This window comes from Paraburkholderia kirstenboschensis (assembly GCF_904848585.1).
GTDB lineage: Bacteria > Pseudomonadota > Gammaproteobacteria > Burkholderiales > Burkholderiaceae > Paraburkholderia > Paraburkholderia kirstenboschensis.
The window spans coordinates 262241-280296 of the sequence record NZ_CAJHCR010000001.1 but is presented as its reverse complement, the minus strand read 5'-3'; the positions used below and the strand labels follow the sequence as shown (position 1 = coordinate 280296).

General features: G+C 63.8%; 15 protein-coding genes and 1 tRNA gene. 5 read left to right on the top strand and 11 right to left on the bottom strand.

What is annotated here, in order from left to right; all coding sequences use genetic code 11:
* The first annotated feature begins 218 nt into the window (after window positions 1–218).
* The gene (hemN, locus tag JMY24_RS01280) at window positions 219–1604 is read left to right on the top strand and encodes an oxygen-independent coproporphyrinogen III oxidase (RefSeq protein WP_128595697.1); all 1386 of its coding nucleotides are present in this window, start codon (window positions 219–221) and stop codon (window positions 1602–1604) included.
* Window positions 1605–1710: 106 nt separating this feature from the next.
* Window positions 1711–1795, top strand: a tRNA-Leu gene (locus tag JMY24_RS01275).
* Window positions 1796–1948: 153 nt separating this feature from the next.
* Here the strand turns inward: JMY24_RS01275 and JMY24_RS01270 are convergent.
* The gene (locus JMY24_RS01270; protein ID WP_201701314.1) at window positions 1949–3334 is read right to left on the bottom strand and encodes an amino acid permease; all 1386 of its coding nucleotides are present in this window, start codon (window positions 3332–3334) and stop codon (window positions 1949–1951) included.
* A 212-nt stretch (window positions 3335–3546) separates the two neighbouring features.
* On the opposite strand from JMY24_RS01270, the gene JMY24_RS01265 reads away from it, so the two are divergent.
* Window positions 3547–4524, top strand: a complete 978-nt coding sequence (locus JMY24_RS01265; protein WP_201701313.1) for an alpha/beta fold hydrolase — start codon at window positions 3547–3549, stop codon at window positions 4522–4524.
* Window positions 4525–4598: 74 nt separating this feature from the next.
* Here the strand turns inward: JMY24_RS01265 and JMY24_RS01260 are convergent, their stop codons facing one another.
* The 9 genes from JMY24_RS01260 to JMY24_RS01220 form a co-directional block, all read right to left on the bottom strand.
* On the bottom strand, window positions 4599–5432 hold the full coding sequence (locus JMY24_RS01260; RefSeq protein ID WP_128595698.1) for a M55 family metallopeptidase: 834 nt from the start codon (window positions 5430–5432) through the stop codon (window positions 4599–4601).
* On the bottom strand, window positions 5432–6544 hold the full coding sequence (locus JMY24_RS01255; protein ID WP_128595699.1) for a DmpA family aminopeptidase: 1113 nt from the start codon (window positions 6542–6544) through the stop codon (window positions 5432–5434). Before JMY24_RS01255 ends, JMY24_RS01260 begins: the two co-directional genes overlap by 1 nt.
* Window positions 6541–7446 carry a glutathione ABC transporter permease GsiD gene (gene gsiD / locus JMY24_RS01250; protein WP_110404990.1) on the bottom strand — a complete coding sequence of 302 codons (906 nt, stop codon included), beginning with the start codon at window positions 7444–7446 and terminating at the stop codon, window positions 6541–6543. Before gsiD ends, JMY24_RS01255 begins: the two co-directional genes overlap by 4 nt.
* 7 nt (window positions 7447–7453) lie before the next feature.
* The gene (gsiC, locus tag JMY24_RS01245) at window positions 7454–8374 is read right to left on the bottom strand and encodes a glutathione ABC transporter permease GsiC (protein WP_128595700.1); all 921 of its coding nucleotides are present in this window, start codon (window positions 8372–8374) and stop codon (window positions 7454–7456) included.
* 111 nt (window positions 8375–8485) lie between these two features.
* Window positions 8486–10048: a glutathione ABC transporter substrate-binding protein GsiB gene (gene gsiB / locus JMY24_RS01240; RefSeq protein ID WP_128588489.1), complete on the bottom strand. Its 1563-nt coding sequence runs from the start codon at window positions 10046–10048 to the stop codon at window positions 8486–8488.
* Between the two features lie 117 nt (window positions 10049–10165).
* Window positions 10166–12088: a dipeptide ABC transporter ATP-binding protein gene (locus JMY24_RS01235; RefSeq protein WP_128595701.1), complete on the bottom strand. Its 1923-nt coding sequence runs from the start codon at window positions 12086–12088 to the stop codon at window positions 10166–10168.
* 58 nt (window positions 12089–12146) lie between these two features.
* A complete protein-coding gene (locus JMY24_RS01230; protein WP_201701312.1) occupies window positions 12147–13142 on the bottom strand; it encodes an isoaspartyl peptidase/L-asparaginase family protein in 996 nt (331 codons plus the stop codon).
* Window positions 13139–14221 carry a MurR/RpiR family transcriptional regulator gene (locus JMY24_RS01225; protein ID WP_201701311.1) on the bottom strand — a complete coding sequence of 361 codons (1083 nt, stop codon included), beginning with the start codon at window positions 14219–14221 and terminating at the stop codon, window positions 13139–13141. Before JMY24_RS01225 ends, JMY24_RS01230 begins: the two co-directional genes overlap by 4 nt.
* Window positions 14222–14387: 166 nt before the next feature.
* On the bottom strand, window positions 14388–15638 hold the full coding sequence (locus JMY24_RS01220; protein ID WP_201701310.1) for an MFS transporter: 1251 nt from the start codon (window positions 15636–15638) through the stop codon (window positions 14388–14390).
* 92 nt (window positions 15639–15730) lie between these two features.
* On the opposite strand from JMY24_RS01220, the gene JMY24_RS01215 reads away from it, so the two are divergent.
* Window positions 15731–16441 (top strand): pseudouridine synthase, encoded by a 711-nt coding sequence (locus JMY24_RS01215; protein ID WP_128595703.1) that lies wholly within the window; start codon window positions 15731–15733, stop codon window positions 16439–16441.
* 166 nt (window positions 16442–16607) lie between these two features.
* Window positions 16608–16796, top strand: coding sequence for a hypothetical protein (locus JMY24_RS01210; protein ID WP_128585756.1), 189 nt, complete (start codon window positions 16608–16610; stop codon window positions 16794–16796).
* A gap of 130 nt (window positions 16797–16926) precedes the next feature.
* Here the strand turns inward: JMY24_RS01210 and JMY24_RS01205 are convergent, their stop codons facing one another.
* Entirely contained in the window at window positions 16927–18003 is a 1077-nt protein-coding gene (locus JMY24_RS01205; protein WP_128595704.1) for an NAD-dependent epimerase/dehydratase family protein, read from the bottom strand.
* Window positions 18004–18056: the final 53 nt, after the last annotated feature.

Here is an 18056-nt window from a genome sequence, read left to right as displayed (position 1 = left end):
CAGATTGTCCTTAAACCGAAGAGCGGCGCATCGCCACCAGACCCGCATTGTGCCACCGTGTCGCGTGCGACCTTTTTACACAATCCGGCGCGAGACCGCTCACGTAAACTCGACTGAACTTCAAGGCCACGCTCGTGAGGCGCCCGCGCTCCGTTCATCAATGCGGAAGCAGCAGGGCTCCCGCCTCTTTGCCGGTGGCCAATCAACAAGAGCCCGTCATGACCACCGCCAATCCGCTGTTTCGCCCGGACCTGCTCGCCAAGTACAGCGCGAACGGCCCACGCTATACGTCCTATCCCACTGCCCTTCAGTTCCGCGACGACTTCCCGATTGCCGACTATTTTCGCGCGGCAGCTGACACTGGCGCATCGGCCACAGACCTCTCGCTGTACTTCCATATTCCCTTCTGCGACACGGTTTGCTTCTACTGCGGCTGCAACAAGATCGCGACGAAAAACCGCGCGCATGCCCGTCCCTACCTCGAACAGCTGAAGCGCGAAATGGCCTTGCAGGCAGCGTGTTTCGATACGCGCCGGCCCGTATCGCAATTGCATCTGGGCGGCGGCACGCCCACTTTCATGTCGAACGAAGAACTGGCCGAGTTGATGAGCGCGACCCGTGAGCACTTCACGTTGCTGCCCGACGACGAAGCCGAATATTCAATCGAGGTCGATCCGCGCGAGGCATCGCCCGACACCATCGCGCATCTGCGCAAGCTCGGCTTCAATCGCCTGAGTCTCGGCGTGCAGGATTTCGATCCGCTCGTGCAGCGGGCCATCAACCGCATTCAGCCGCTAGATATGACCGCCTCTGTCATGCAGGCCGCGCGGCATACGGGCTTTCATTCGATCGGCGTCGATCTGATCTACGGGCTGCCGCATCAAACGGTGGAAAGCTTCACCCGCACGCTGGATACGATGATCGAACTCGCGCCTGATCGTCTCTCCGTGTTCGCCTATGCGCACATGCCGCAGCTCTTCAAAATGCAACGTCAGATGGACGCGGCCACGCTGCCCTCGCCTGCAATGCGGCTCGCTATTTTGCAACGGGTGGTCGACCGTCTGACCGCGGCGGGCTATGTCTACATCGGCATGGATCACTTCGCGCTGCCCACCGACGAACTGGCGCGCGCGCAGGCACAGCGAACCTTGCACCGCAACTTCCAGGGCTACAGCACGCGTGCGGAATGCGACCTGATCGGCTTCGGCGCGTCGTCGATCGGCAAGGTCGGCGACGTCTACGCGCAGAACGCGAAAGATCTGCCCGCATATGGCGCAGCGATCGACGCCGGCAAACTTGCGATCACACGCGGCGTACGCCTCACCGCCGACGACCGTCTGCGCCGCGACATCATCACCCAGTTGATGTGCAATCTGGAATTGCGTTTCGACGAATTCGAAGCGATGTACGGCATCCGCTTCACCGATACGTTCGAGCCCGAACTCGAACGCTTGCGCGGCTTCGAGCGGGACGGCCTCGTGTCGCTGACCGACCGCAAGCTGGAAGTGCAGACGGCCGGGCGCATGCTCGTGCGCAACATCGCAATGGTGTTCGACCGCTATCTCGGCCAACAGACGCTCGAACGGTTCTCGCGCACTGTTTGACGGCATGGCGGACGGCGGCTGCAACCGGCTTGCCCGTCGCCGAATTTTCGGCCATAATCTGCGTCTTCGCCGCGCGCCAGCTTCTCGCGCGAGCGCTGCAAGATCTGCCCAGGTGGTGAAATTGGTAGACGCAGGGGACTCAAAATCCCCCGCCGCAAGGCGTGCCGGTTCGATTCCGGCCCTGGGCACCAAACATTTTCTGTAGTTGGCCTGTAGTCGGCCTGTAGTTAGTCGCAAATGTTAGCCGCAAATCAGCCGCAAGATGTATCGCAAACCCGCGCAAGCCGAACGCTTCGCGGGTTTTTGCTTTCCGGCGACGGCTTTCGCCGTGCGCCCTTGACCTGCTATCGCCCCACCACGCGCGCGGCGCCATGCAGCGCTGCCCGACGGCGCTTGAACACATAGCCCGCCCACATCACCACGAGCCAGACCGGCACGAGCAACACGGAGACCGACAGGCCAGGGGTCATCGCGAGAATCACGAGGATCAGCGCCATGAACGCGAGGCAGATCCAATTGCTGACGGGAAACCAGAACGACTTGAAGACGAGTGTCTCGCCCGCTGCGACCATCGCCCGGCGCGACTTCAGATGCGTCAGGCTGATCAACGCCCAGTTCAGCACGAGTGCAGCGACGACGAGCGCCATCAGCAAGCCGAGCGCCTCGGCGGGAATCAGATAGTTGACGATCACGCAGGTGAACGTGGCCAGCGCCGATAAACCAATCGCCATATACGGCACACCGCGCCGGTCGACTTTCATCAGCGCGCGCGGCGCATTGCCCTGTTCCGCGAGACCGTACAGCATGCGGCTATTCGCATAGACGCCGCTGTTGTACACAGACAGCGCCGCGGTCAGAACCACCACATTCAGCACGTTGGCGGTCAGCGTCGAACCGATCTGCGAGAAGATCATCACGAACGGGCTGCCGCCGGCCGCGACTTCGTTCCACGGATACAGCGACAGCAGCACCGCGAGTGAGCAGATATAAAAAATCAAAATGCGGTAGATGACCTGATTCACGGCCTTCGGAATGCTCTTTTGCGGCTCGTCGGCTTCCGCCGCCGTGATGCCGATCAGTTCCAGCCCGCCGAACGAAAACATGATGACCGCGAGCATCGTGAAGAGTCCATGGAACCCATGCGGGAAAAATCCCCCATGGCTCCAGAGATTGCTGATCGACGCCTGCGGCCCGCCATGCCCGCTCACGAGCAGATAGCCGCCGAACAGAATCATGCCGATCACCGCCACCACCTTGATGATCGCAAACCAGAATTCCGTCTCGCCGTACGCTTTGACGTTCGCGAGGTTGATCGCGTTGATGCCCGCGAAGCAAACCAGCGCTGACACCCACGTCGGCACACCGGGCCACCAGTAATGAACGTATGTGCCGACCGCCGTCAATTCGGCCATGCTGACGAGCACGTATAGCACCCAGTAGTTCCAGCCAGACAGAAAGCCGGGAAAGTCGCCCCAATACTTGTACGCGAAGTGGCTAAACGAGCCGGCCACCGGTTCCTGCGCGACCATTTCGCCCAACTGCCGCATGATCATGAACGCGATGACGCCGCCAATTGCATAGCCGAGAATCATCGACGGACCCGCGGCCTGCAATACGCTCGCCGAGCCGAGAAAGAGGCCAGTGCCGATCGCGCCGCCCAATGCGATGAGCTGGATATGGCGGTTCTTCAGCCCGCGCTTCAGGCCGTCTTGCTGTAGTGCATTGTCCAAATTGCGCCCCAGTGTATGGATTTTCGATCGCCCGATCGGACTTGTGGTCCACCCCGGCAGAACCGGAAATTTTACCCCGGCCGATATTACCCAAATACTGGTAGCAACCCGCGTCTGGTTCCGCGCCACACCACACGGGAGATAGCGATTGTCACTGCCGCGCCGCTTCTGTATGTTGCCCTAGTCGGGTTTGATGCCTCAGGAGATGCAACATGTCGCCCAAACACCTGTTTTGCGCCGCCGTCCTTTGTCTCGGTTTTGAAAGCCTCGGCGTGTTCGCGCAGAACGTCGCACAGAACACAGCGCCTGCAGCCACACCACCTTCGGCACCGGCCGCGGTGCGCACGCCCGAACCCGCTGCCGAACCTGCCCAACCTGCCCAACCGGTTGCTTCGCCGGCCGCCGAAGCCAGCCCCGCCGCAGTGCCCTCGGCAGTCTCCGGGGCGCCTGCGGCACCCTCCGCCGCCAGGCCCGCCATCGCGCCTATGACAGGGCCTGTGCGCAACGTGGTGCTGGTTCACGGCGCGTTCGTCGACGGTTCGAGCTGGAACGGCGTCGTCGCCAAACTGCAGCAGAAGGGCTATCGCGTGAGCTCGGTGCAAAACCCGCTGACCTCGCTCGCCGACGACGTCGCCGCGACACGTCGCGTGCTTGCTCGCCAGGAAGGCCCGACGATGCTCGTCGGCCACTCCTGGGGCGGCGTCGTGATCACCGAAGCGGGCGCGAATGCGCCGAACGTCGCGGGGCTCGTGTATATCGCGGCAATCGCGCCCGATCTGCACGAGTCGACGATGGACCTGTTGAAACGCGGCGCTCCCGCGCCCGCAGGCCAGAGCATCGTCAAGGATGCGAGCGGTTTTCTGTGGTTGGACCGCGCCAGATACCACGCCGACTTCGCCGCCGACGTCCCCGAAAATCTGACGCGCGTGCTGTCCGCCGCGCAAGTACCGATCGCCGCCAAGGCTTTCGGCGAAACGGTGAGCCAGGTCGCGTGGAAAGAGAAGCCGTCGTGGTATGTGGTGACGACGAAGGACCGCGCCGTGTCGCCGGATGTCGAGAGATTCATGGCCGAGCGGATGGGCGCGAAGATCGTGCCGATGGCGTCGAGCCACCTCGCGCCGGTGTCGCATGCGGGCGCGATTGCCGACGTTATAGACCGCGCCGCCCGCGAGTTGAGCAGGCAGCAGTAGCAAAGCCGTTGAACTACTCGCGGCGCGTCCTGCAAGCGTGAACGCAAATGCGGACGCAAGCGCGAACGCAAAACCTACCGCAGCATGAACGACATCGCGGACAAACAGTTGAGCATGCGCACCGCATGTTCAGCCGATGCCGCGCCAAAGCGCAACGTGACGGCATCGACACGCGTCATTGTCGGCCATTGGCAAAACAGATCGGCGAGTGCGCTCGTCTGCACGCGCAATTCGCACTCGACAGGTTTTGCCGCGCCGCGGGTGGCTTGCGACGGCTGACCGTTGGCGAGATGCTGCCGCACCACCTCGCGCGCAGCGCTTTCGATGGCCGCGCGAGCGCTTGCCGGCGACTGCGTGACGCCGCTCGCGTGTCCGGTCGCGCTCTTCGTCACGACAAAGCGCGCGCCCGGAAAGCGCGGTGCGGTTTCCTCGGCGAAAACGTCGTCGCCGGATAAAAGCGCTACCTGTGCACCATATTCTTCCGCCAGCGCGCCGTAGAGCCCCGCCTCGCCCACTTCCTCGCCGTTCAGCGACACGCGTGCAAACGCGAAACTGTTGATGGTATGCGCGAGGATGCCGCGCGTTTGCGACATTGCGTGATACCCAATCATGAAGACGAGCGCGGCGCCGTATTCCAGACCGGCCATCATGCCGAGCGTGCGCGGTTTGCCGAGCACGATCTGAGCTCGCGGGTCGAGCAGGTCGGGCAGCAGATTGCGAAAGCCGCCGTGCGAATCGTTGACCCACACCTGAGTCGCACCGCCGGAGAACGCGCCTTGAATGGCTGCGTTCGCTTCGAGCGTCATCCAGCGGCGCGCGGCTTCGTATTCGCCGTTGCCCGAGCGCGTTTGTTCGGGATGAAACACGCCGGCAATCCCTTCGATGTCGGCGGAAATAAGGACTTTCATCAGGACTTTTTCTTCAGTAAATGCGCGAGGTCGGGAACGCTCTCGCGCAGTGATAGACGCCTATGCCCATCGCGGCCGGTCACGGACTCCGCGCTCCACAACGCATCAAGGATCGCCTGTTCGACGCTGTCGGCGCAGGCGCGAAAAAGCGGGTCCATGTGTTGATCGGCAAGCAGAGGCGCCATCGCGATGAATTCGGCCATATGCGGCATCGTGTAGGCCGTTGAAAAGGCGAGCGCAATATCGCCGCTACCGTGACCATAGACAGAACCCGTGCGTGCAAGGCCCGCGGCCGCGCGCAAAGAAAGGCGCTTGAGTTGACGCGCGTCGAGCGGCGCATCGGTTGCGACGATCATGATGATCGAGCCTTGCTCCGGCTTCGCGATGCCCGCAGGTGTGCCCGCCGATTCCGCCTTCGCTGTTGCCGCACGCTCGGCAAGAATGCGCCCGAGCGGAGTTCCGTCGACGATCAGCATCGGCAAACGGCCGAAGTTGGCGAGCACCAGCGCGCCCACCGTGTATTCACGTTGACCGATCCGCACCACACGCGAAGCGTTGCCAATGCCGCCCTTCAGATCGAAGCACGACATGCCGCGCCCCGCTCCGACCGACCCGCTCGCGACGCTCGTACTCGCCGCGTCGTATGCCTCTTTGAAATGCTGCTCGTTGATGCCTAACGCCTGGATATCGTTTAGATATCCGTCGTTGCATTCGAATACCAGCGGATTGACGGTCGACCACTCGCGGCCAATGCGCGGATTGGCGCTAATGGCCGCGCGGATCTGCGCCTGCGCCACTGCAGGCACGCTGAAGGTATTGGTCAACGCAATCGGCGTTTCGAGGGTGCCCAGTTCGTCCACCTGCACGAGCCCCACACTCTTGCCAAACCCATTGATCACCGACGCCGCCGCCGGCACCTTGTCGAGAAACGGATCGCCCGCATGCGGACGAATCACGGTCACGCCGGTTTGCAGGGCGCCTTCATCGAGCGTGCAGTGTCCGACGCTCACGCCATGCACGTCGGCAATCGTGCCGAGCGGGCCGCAACGCAAGTCGCCGATATGCGGCACATCCGGCAAGTTGTGCAACTCCGGCAACTGTGTCGAACTCATGGGCGATCGAGCTTCGGGTCGAGCGCATCGCGCAAACCGTCGCCGAGCAGGTTGAATGCGAGCACGGTCAGGAAGATCGCGAGACTCGGAAACAGCGCGATATGCGGAGCAGTGACCATATCCGCGCGAGCTTCGTTGAGCATTGCGCCCCACTCGGGCGTTGGCGGTTGAGCGCCGAGTCCGAGAAACGACAGACTAGCGGCGGTGATGATCGACGTGCCGATACGCATCGTGAAGTACACGACCACCGACGAGATCGTGCCCGGCAAGATATGACGCACGATGATGGTCCAGTCTGACGCGCCAATACTGCGCGCCGCTTCGATATACGTGAGCTGCTTGAGCATCAGCGTATTGCCGCGCACGAGCCGCGCGAAGGCCGGAATGCTGAAGATCGCCACTGCGCAGATCACATTGATCATGCCGTTGCCGAGAATCGCGACCACGCCGATTGCAAGCAGAATGCCGGGAAAAGCGAACAGCACGTCGGCCACGCGCATGGTGATGCGATCCCACCACCCTTCGTAGTAGCCTGCGAGCAGCCCGAAGAAAGTGCCGATCACCGCGCCGATCGCAACGGACAAAAAACCGGCTTCGAGTGAAATGCGCGAGCCCGCGAGAATGCGGCTGAAAATATCGCGGCCCAATGAATCGACGCCGAACCAGTGCGCGGCTGATGGCCCTGCATTCAACGCGTCGTAGTCGAAGAAATTCTCAGGGTCGTAGGGCACGATATGCGGAGCGGCAATCGCGACCACGACCAGCAGCAGCACGAAAATGCCGGCGGCGAGCGCCACGTGCTGCTTGCGAAACTTGCGCCAGAATTCGCTCCATGGTGTGCGGATCGCGCGCTCTGCGCCGGAGGGTTTGGCCGCATCCGGCCCGGTGGCTGTCGTGCTCATGCAGGCCTCACTTGAAACGGATAGTCGGATTGATCACGGCGTACAGCACGTCGACGACCAGATTGATGATGATGAATTCGAGCGAGAACAACAGCACCTCGGCCTGAATCACCGGATAGTCGCGCATGGACACCGCATCCACCAGCAAGCGCCCGAGGCCTGGCCAGTTGAAGACGACCTCGACCACGATCGAGCCGCCGAGCAGAAAGCCGAATTGCAGACCCATCATCGTGACGACGGGGATCATTGCGTTACGCAGACAATGTTTGACGATCACGAGCCGCTCGGGCACGCCTTTCGCGCGCGCGGTGCGCACGAAGTCCTCATTCATCACCTCGACGAACGATGCGCGCGTGAAGCGCGCCATCACCGCAGCGACGGCCGCGCCGAGCGTGAGCGAAGGAAGTATGTAGCTCTGCCACGAGCCGTCGCCGACAATCGGCAGCCAGCCGAGCTTCACCGAGAAAATCTCCATGAGCAACATGCCGAGCGCAAAAGCGGGAAACGAAATACCCGACACCGCGAGCGTCATGCCGAGCCGGTCGGGCCAGCGGTTACGCCAGACCGCCGACACGATGCCGATGCCCATGCCCAGCACAACCGCCCACACCATGCTCGCGAGCGTGAGCAGCAGCGTCGGCATGAAGCGCTCGCCGATCTCCTGGCTAACGGGGCGCTTGCTACGCGTGGAGGTGCCGAAATCGCCGTGCGCGATCTTCACGAAGAAGTGCGCGAACTGCTGCGGCATCGGCCTGTCGAGTCCGAGGTCCGCGCGCACCAGTGCGACGGTCGCTTCGTCGGCATCGGGACCGGCGGCGAGCCGTGCCGGATCACCCGGCAACAGATGCACGAACAGAAAGACCAGCACCGCGACGATAAAGAGCGTCGGCAGCAGGCCGAAGAGACGTTTGACGAGGAAGGTCAGCATTGAAGCTCAATCAGGCAATGAAGCGGGCAACGGGGTGTCATGTACGGCAGCGATGCGAGCGTGCGACGCTGCATGTTCTGATTCAACATGCAGCGTCGCACGGTCAACTCGTCACTTGACCGCGATCTCGTCGAAATTGAACGAGCCGTCCGGCGCGACATAAGCACCCGACAGACGCTTGCTGCGCGCATACACGACCTTTTCCTTGACGAGGAAAATCCACGGCGCGTCGGCCCAGATGCGCTTTTGCGCGTCCGAGTAGAGCGCGGCCTTCTGCGTGCGATCTGTGGTTTCGAGCGCCTGCTTCAGGTCGCCGTCGACGGTATCGTTCTTGTAGTAAGCGGTGTTGACCATCTTCGGAGGGAACGAGACCGACGCGAGCAGCGGCGTGATCGCCCAGTCGGCTTCGCCCGTCGACGACGACCAGCCCGCGTAGTACATGCGCACCGGCGCGGTAGCCGCGTCTTGCGCACTTTCCACCTTGGCGACGCGCTGGCCGGCCTCGAGCGCCTCGACCTGCGCCTTGATGCCGACTTGCGCCAGTTGCTGCTGCACGAACTGAATGACCTTCTGCGCAGTCGAGTAGTTATACGCGGACCACAGCGTGGTTTCGAAACCGTTCGGATAACCCGCTTCCTTCAGCAACGCGCGAGCCTTCGCCGGATCGTACGGCCAGGGGCCGAGCTTTACCGCATAGTCGACGCCTTGCGGCACCACGCCGTCAGCCGGCGTTGCATATCCGGCGAACACGACTTTCGTGAGCGCCTCCTTGTTGACCGCGTAGTTCAGCGCCTCACGCACCTTCGGATTGTCGAACGGCTTCTGATTCACGTTCAGGCTGATGTAGCGCTGAATGATCGACGGCGATGCGATCAGATCGACCTTCGGGCTCGACTGCAATTGCGCAGCCTGCTCGAACGGCACCTGAAACGCGAAGTCCGCTTCGCCCGTGCGCATCAGCGCGGCGCGCGTGTTGTTGTCGACCACCGGCTTCCAGTCGATCGCATCGACCTTCGGATAGCCCTTCTTCCAGTAGCCGCCGAACTTCTTCACCGTCAGGTCGCCTGCCGGGTCCCACTTCACGAGTTCGAACGGCCCGGTGCCGACCGGATGGAACGCGATGTCCTTGCCGTACTTCTTCAGCGCGTCCGGCGAAATCATCACCGCCGACGGGTGCGCAAGCACGTTGACGAATGCCGAGAACGGCGCCTTCAGCGTGATCTTCACCGTGTACGGATCGACCACTTCGGTCTTCTCGATGCGGTTGAACATGTTGTAGCGCTTCAGCTTGTTCGCCGGATCGGTCACGCGGTCGAAGTTCGCCTTGACTGCGGCGGCATTGAAGTCGGTACCGTCCTGGAACTTCACGCCGTGACGCAGCTTGAAGGTGTAGACGCGCGCGTCCGGGCTCGCTTCGTAGCTATCGGCGAGCACGTTGACGAGCTTCATGTCCTTGTCGAAGCCGAAAAGCCCTTGGTAGAACGACTTCGCTACGGCTTGCGACAGCGTGTCGTTGGCATCGTACGGATCGAGCGTGGTGAAGGTGGAGGCGACGGCCATCACCGCGGTGGATTCGGCGTGCGCCGCGTTGCCCGCGAGCATCGCGAACATTACCGCGCCGCCGCTGATCAGCGCGCGCAAACGAAACGTGGAAGACGGGACCAGCAGGTTCATGAGTTGGCTCCAGGCTGCGAAATGAAATGGTTTAAGTTGCTGCGAGACGATTTGCTTTGCGTTGTTGCATCGGGTCTTTGGGTCTGGTTTTGTGCCTATGGCTGCGCTCGTCGCCGTTCAATACGCGCCGCCGACGCGATGTTGCGCGACGAAGTGACCCGGCCCCACGGCGACGAGCGGCGCGACGGCCGGCTCATCGTTCAAGGAACGGATCGGGCTCGGGATTTCATCGGCGACTAGCATCCGTTTCGCGTGACGCCGCGCGGGATCGGCAACGGGCACCGCGCCCATCAGCTTTCTCGTGTACGGGTGCTGCGGCGCTTCGAACACCGCGCGGCGCGGACCGATCTCGACGATCTGGCCCAAGTACATGACTGCGACGCGATGACTGACGCGCTCCACCACCGCCATGTCGTGCGAGATGAACAGATAGGCGACGCCGAGTTCGCGCTGCAGATCGAGCATCAGGTTGACGATCTGCGCCTGCACGGAGACGTCGAGAGCGGAAACGGATTCGTCTGCAATCACGACTTTCGGATTCAATGCGAGCGCGCGCGCAATTGCAATGCGTTGCCGCTGGCCGCCGGAGAATTCATGCGGATATCGGCGCGCGGCTTCGGGCGGCAAGCCCACTTTTTCGAGCAGCCACGCGACGCGCGCCTGCGCCTCTGCGCCTTGCGCGACACCATGCACGAGGAGCGGCTCCATGATCGAGAAGCCGACCGTCAGGCGCGGATTGAGCGACGCAAACGGGTCCTGAAAAATAAACTGGATGTCGCGGCGCAGTGCCTGCAAAGCAGGTCCTGTCAGCGAACTGATTTCCTTGCCGTCGAACTCGATCGACCCGCTCTGGCTTTCCACAAGCCGCAGCAGCGAGCGGCCCGTGGTCGACTTGCCGCAGCCCGACTCGCCGACGAGCGCGAGCGTTTCGCCTGGCCGCAGATCGAAACTGACTTTCTCGACTGCATGCACGCGGCCCGTCAGGCGGCCAAAAAGCCCGGTCCTAACTGGAAAGCGTGTGACCAGATCGTGCACGCGCAGAATGGGCGGCGTGTTTTCGTCGACATGCGGTTGGGCTTCCTTCGCGACGGCGGCTGCGGGACGCACGGGTTCATCCGCGCCGCTCGCGCCCGCCTGCTCGACCGTGAGGATCGGAAATTTCGCGGGTTGATCGGTGCCTTGCATTGCGCCCAAACGCGGCACTGCGGCGAGCAGCGCCTTCGTATAAGGATGCGACGGCGCCGCGAAGAGCGCATCCGACGCACCCTCTTCCACCTTTTCGCCGCGATACATCACCAGCACGCGGTCGGCTACTTCCGCGACCACGCCCATGTCGTGCGTGATGAAGATCACGCCCATGTTCATCTCGTCCTGCAAGCCGCGAATCAGTTGCAGGATCTGCGCCTGAATGGTCACGTCGAGCGCGGTGGTCGGTTCGTCGGCGATCAGCAAGGCGGGCTTGCACGACAGCGCCATCGCGATCATCACGCGCTGGCGCATGCCGCCCGACAGTTGATGCGGAAACCGCGCCGCCACGCGCCGCGCCTCGGGAATGCGCACGAGTTCGAGCAGACGCAGCGTTTCCGCGAATGCCGCCGAGCGGCTCTTGCCCTGATGCAGCGAGATCGCCTCGCTGATCTGGTCGCCGACCGTGAAGACCGGATTGAGCGAGGTCATCGGCTCCTGAAAGATCATCGCGATGTCGGCGCCGCGAATCGAACGCATGGTGCCGGACGACGCTTTCGCGAGGTCGAGCACGCTGCCGTCGCGGCGCCGGAATGCGATGCTGCCGCCGGCAAGGCGCCCACCGCCGTGCTCGATCAGCCGCATCAACGCGAGCGATGTCACCGATTTACCAGAACCCGATTCGCCCACTATCGCGAGCGTCTCGCCGCGCTCGACCGTCAGCGACAGATTGCGCACCGCGTTGAAGGTGGTCTCGCCGCTGCGAAACGCGACCGACAGGTTCTCGACTGCGAGCACGCGTTGCGGCGGCAGGCTTTCAGTAATCGGGCTGGCGGTGTGCGATGGAGTCGGCACAATGGTTCCTTTGAATTCGAACGCGCTAGCGGTGTTCAACAATGTTACGGGTAACGAACTAACGGTAGATCGCCGTCGTCGGCGCTTCGCCAAGGCGCGCGAAACCGCGGTACATGCCCTCGGTATTGAACGGCAGTGCGATGTTGCCGCGTGCGTCGACGGCGATCAGGCCGCCGCGGCCGTCGATCTTCGGCAGGCGGTTCATCACTACGTCGTGCGCGGCTTCCTGCAACGACACGTTGCGGTAGGCCATTTGCGCGGCGACGTCGTAAGCCGCGACCATGCGCATGAACATTTCGCCCGAGCCGGTGGTCGAGACCGCGCAGGTTGCGTCGTCCGCATAGCAGCCCGCGCCGATCAGCGGCGTATCGCCCACGCGCCCGACCTGCTTGTTGGTGACGCCGCCCGTCGATGTCGCCGCCGCTACGTGACCGTGCCTATCGAATGCGACGGCGCCGACAGTGCCGAACTTGCGGTTCGGATCGATCGGCTCGTGCGGCGTCGGATCGGTTTTGTCTGTAGCCGACGGCGAAGCGGCGAGCGTCGCGCCGTCGTGATCGAGCATCGCGCGTTGTTGATCGCGCGCGAGCAGCCATTGACGGTGGCGCGCTTCGGTATCGAAGTACTGCGGTTCGACGAATTCAAGTCCCTGCGCGGCCGCGAAGCTTTCCGCGCCTTCGCCGGTGAAGAGCACGTGTTCGCTGCACTCGAGCACGCGGCGCGCCGCCAGAATCGGATTGCGCACGCGCTTCACGCAGCAGATCGCGCCGGCCTCGAGCGTGCTCCCGTCCATGATCGCCGCGTCGAGTTCGTGCGTGCCCGCTGCCGTGTAGACCGCACCCCGGCCCGCGTTGAATAGCGGACAGTCTTCGAGCAGCCGCACGGCCTCGCTGACTGCGTCGAGCGCGCTGCCGCCGTCTGCAAGCACGCGTTGGCCGGCGGCCAGCACCGCGTGCAGAGCCGCGTGGTATTCGGCCTCGGCACTGGCCGACAGCGACACGCGCAGGATCGTGCCCGCGCCGCCATGAATGGCAATGACTGCGTTGTCGTTCATCGTTTGAGTTTGGGTTTTGCCTGGGTGGTGCGGGGGTTTGCAACTGCGCTTGTTACCGTGGTCTCAACCGTGGGCCTGAGCGCGGGATCGCGCTTGGCCCCCCGCGCGGCGCCCGTCTTTGCGCGTACTGACGCACGCGCACTGCGCGCCGGTTCGCGCGCGGCTTCACGGGCCGCACTCGCGGATGCGGACAGCGGGTCAGTGAGCCACGGCAATACGAACTCGGTAACTTCGGCGGCTGCCTTCACCGAACGTTTAGCTCGATAAGCGACCGCGTCGCATAACGCTTCGATCACAGCAAGAACAGCGGCATCGGCGTTCGCCGCGAGGCGGCGTTCGGAGCGCACGTACAGCGAGAGATCGGCGAATTGCGCGAGCGGCGAGCGCGGTCCGTCGGTCAGCGCGAGCACGCGTGCGCCGCGAGTTGCCGCACGGCGCGCGAGTTCGATGGTGTCGTCGACATAACGCGGGAAGGCAATGCCGATCACGAGGTCGCCCTTGCCGCAATTGAACAGGCGCCGCGCCGCATGCGACGGTCCGCCGATGAACGCGAGCGACTGAACGTTGTCGTGATACGCCATCAGGCCGTGCTCCATCAACCCGGCCAGGAACGCGCTCGTGCCCGCGCCGAGCACGAACACGCGCCGCGCGGCAAGGATCGCTTCGACCGCGGCCTCGGCGGCGGCGCTGTCGATCGCCGTGCGGGTCAAGTGCAGATTGTTGGCCGCCTGTTCGAGCGACGCGTCGACCACGTCGTCGCCCGCAGCGAGCGACTCCTGCGCGCTGCGCAGCCGTTCGACCGGCGCGAGCGTCGCCTCGAAGCCGCGCACGAGCGCCTCACGGAACTGCGGATAGCCGTCGAAGCCGAGCGCGCGGGCAAAGCGATTCGCCGTCGCCACCGAAGCGCCGACCACGCTCGCCAGTTCGTCGATCCGCATGGTGGCCGCGCGAAACAGATTGGCCAGCACGTACTCGCCCATGCGCCGATGAATGGGCGTGAGCGTAGGCATGGCCGCCTCGATGCGCGCGGCGATGGCCTGCTCGGCCGGATTGGATGCTACGGACGGTTGATGAATCATGCGAGCGAAGCGGCGCAGTAAGCGCGGTAGTTGTCCCCGAAGACCAATCGCGTCGAGGTGTAAGCGAATTGGATGAAAATATATTTACATGGAAATGGCCTGAGAAAAAATTCATTTTCATTTTTTGGGGTTTGCCCTGGCGCTCATCGTGCAGTGAAGTTGATCTTCAGCAAGCCGTGGCGCGTTCCTCGGGAATGCGCGCGAGCCGCGCCGCAGGCGACATTGCGATGATCAGCGCCTGCACGAGAAAGGCCGCTGCGGCAGCGACCAGGCAGGCGTCCATGTTCCAGCGCGCACTGATGGCGGCACCGAGCAGTGCGCCCGCTGGCCGCGCGCCGTAGGTCGCCGTGCTGTTCAGCGCGGAGACGCGGCCCATCATTCGCTGCGGCGTGATTGCCTGACGCAGCGTGGTCGAGCCGACCACCCACAGGATCGGTCCGGCGCCGAGCAGGAAGAAACTCAGCAGCGCAAGCCAGAACGACGGCGCGACGAGCGTCCCCACCATCACGAGCGACGCGAGCAGCCCGCACGACGGCCCGATCAGGAGCACGCGCCCGAACGCGAGACGTCGCGCGATAGCGGGCGCAGCGAGCGCGCCGCACACCATGCCGACGCCATACGCGCCAAGCGTGATGCCTACCGCCGAAGCGCTCAACCCCAGCCGATGCACCGCGTACGGCACATACACCGCTTGCAGCACGAAGAAGCCGAGGTTGAAAAATACGGCCGTCGCGAGCATGGGAAGCAGCAGTGAATCGCGCAACACGAAGCGCGTGCCTTCGCGCAACTCCAGCATGAAGTGACGCGCGGGCGTGGCCGTGCGCGACGGTTCGCGCAGCCCCGCGAGCAAGCCCACCGCGAGCGCAGACAACGCGGCCGCGCAGCCGTATGCCCAGCCCGCGCCGATCCAGCCGACCAGCAGACCGCCTAGCGCCGGGCCAGCCGAATACGCGACGCTGCGTGCAAGTTCGAGACGGGCGTTCGCGCTGGCGTACGCTTCGCGCGAGACGATCGACGGCACGAGCGAAGGTGCCGCGACGTTGTAGGCCACTGTGCCGGTCGCGGCCACGAAGCCGAGCGCGGCGAGCAACGGCAGGCTGAGCGCATGGGTAATTAGAAGCATGAGCACGCATAGCATTGCGACGACGCGCACGCTTTCGGCGAGCGCCATCAACGTGCGGCGCGAACGGCGGTCGGCCCATACGCCGAGCGGGATCGACAGCAACAGGAAAGGCAAGGTCTGCGCTGTCTGCAGGAGGCCAGTGCCGCGTGCGTCGGCGCCGAGCGCGAAGACGGCGACGAGCGGCGCGGCGGCGAGGCTGATCTGCTCGGCGGATTGAGCGACGAGGTTGGACCACGCGAGCCGCTGGAAAGCGGCCGGTAAACGGACACGGGACGAAGACGACGTGGCGTGCATCGATGGCTCCGGCAACGAAACAGGAGCCACCATCGTGGCCGCGATCGCACCGCGGGACGCCCCGCTTCTTGCGGTGTTATTCTTCGCTCGCCATGAATCTCGAAAGCATTCTCTTTACCCAGGGCTTCGGCTCGCGCCGCCAATGCCGGGCGCTGATAGGCGACGCTCGCGTGAGCATCGGCGGCGCCGTATGCACCGACGCCGACGCCGATTTCCCCACCGACGATGCGTCGTTCTGCTTCAGCGTCGACGGCGTGGTTTGGCCATATCGCGAGCGCGCATATCTGCTGCTCAACAAGCCGGCCGGCTACGAGTGCTCGCGCGATCCGCAGCATCACCCGAGCGTATTCAGTCTGTTGCCGCCGCAGTTCGCCGAGCGCGGCGTGCAATGCGTCGGGCGGCTCGACCAGGACACCACCGGCTTGCTGCTGCTCTCCGACGACGGCAAGTTCGTCCACATGTTCACGTCGCCGAAACGCAAGGTGCCGAAGGTGTACGTCGCCACAACCCGTCATGCGATCGACGACGCGCAGCTGAGCGCGCTGCGCAATGGCGTGCTGCTGCACGGCGAGTCGAAGCCGGTCGCGGCGGTCGAGGCCGATGCACGCGGCGAGCACGCGTTGGCGCTCACGGTGATGGAAGGCAAGTATCACCAGGTCAAGCGGATGATCGCGGCAGCCGGCAACCGTTGTGAAGCGTTGCATCGCGAACGCGTCGGCGGACTCGCTTTGCCCGCGACTCTTGCGCCGGGCGCGTGGCAATGGCTGGATGAAGCCGACCTCGGATCTTTACGGAGCGGGTAAACCGGTAGGACGCACGCAACCATCTGACAAGATTAGGAAAGCCCTGTGCGCATCCGCACATTCGCGCGACCGCGCATGCGTTCCACGCTGCGCCGCAGCATGCTCTTCGTCAGGCCTCGCCCTATACTCGTTTAAACAAAGACTACAAAGAGTTCAAGGAGCGGCCATGATCGTCCATAACGGAGTCATGCTCTCGTATGTGATGCCGGCGTTCGTGTGTCTCGGGTTGCTGCTGATCGGCGGACTGCTGATCGCCATGCGGCTGCGGCACAAATACGATCCGAATCTGATCGGCGCATTGATCGGCGGGATGCTGTGTTTCCTGCTGCTCGAAGCACTGCCCGCGCTGACCTGAGGGACGAGGCGCGCTGCTGCGTGGTGCTGTGCGGCGACGCTTCACAAAGTTGTCCGGCCGATGTCCGGCGGGCCTTCTTTGCCACTGCGTCGCCGGGCTTCTGCGGCAATCTGATGCGGCTAGCCAGGCTTCATGGCCTGCTGGCAACGTCCTTAGCAGCGTCCTTAGCGCCTGCCGCTTCGCGCAGAAAATCTTCGACGCTCGGATAGCGCAGGCGCACGCCTAGCTCTTCTTTCAAGCGGCGGTTCACGAGCCGTCTCGACTCGCGCATGAACGACAGCAAGGTCGGCTCGATCTGCTCCTCAGCTTGCGCTCGCGTGATGCGCGGCGCACGAGCCAAACCGAATGCATCGGCGACGAGATCGAAGTACTCACCCATTTTCAGCGACGAGTCGTCGGACGCGTGAATCACGCGCGCCGGCCTGCCGTGAGTGGCGAGGCGTACGAGAATCGCGGCGAGGTCGTCCGCATGAATGTGATTGGTGTAGACGTCGTCGGCATCGACGAGCGCCGGTGTGCGTTTTTCAAGCCGCGCGAGCGGCAGGCGATTGGCTGCATAAATGCCCGGAATCCGCGCGATGCTCGCGACAATAGAGCCGCGAGCGGTCGCGCGTCGCAATTGCTGCTCGGCCGACACGCGGCGTTTCGCGCGCGCATTGGCCGGTTCGGTGACGCGCGTCTCGTCGATCCACGCTCCGCCACAATCGCCGTAGACGCCCGTCGTGCTTGCATACACGAAGCGCAGCGGCGCGCGTGAGGCGGCGGCGCGGCGAAGGCCGTCGGGTACAATATTGGCTGGTTTCGCGAGTGACCGTGCTTGTGCCCATGAAGCGCGCGCGCGGCGCAAGCGCCCGACAGGCATGATGGTGGCGCGGGTCTGACGTGTGCCAGGCAACGCCTGAGCGCGGCGCATCGCCAGGGCTGATAGCAACGCGCGGGTGCGGCGGTCGTCGTCGCCGGTTTTCTGCGGCGGCGCCAGATGCAGCACCGTGGGCGCGAGTCCCGCGAGCCGTTTCAGGCTGCGGCGTTCGTCGAGATCGCCGACCAGCGGCGAAACGCCCGCGGCACGCAATTCGGCGCTGCGCTCCGCATGGCTTGTCAGTGCAAAGACGTGGGCGTGCTGCAGCAGGGGTACGCAGCGCATGCCGACATCGCCGCAACCTACGATCAGCACGCGCGGACGGCGGAAGTTTCGGGTCGCTTTCATGGTGCACGCATTGTAGCCGTCAAGCGCGGCGGGCACCGGGCGACAATACCGCT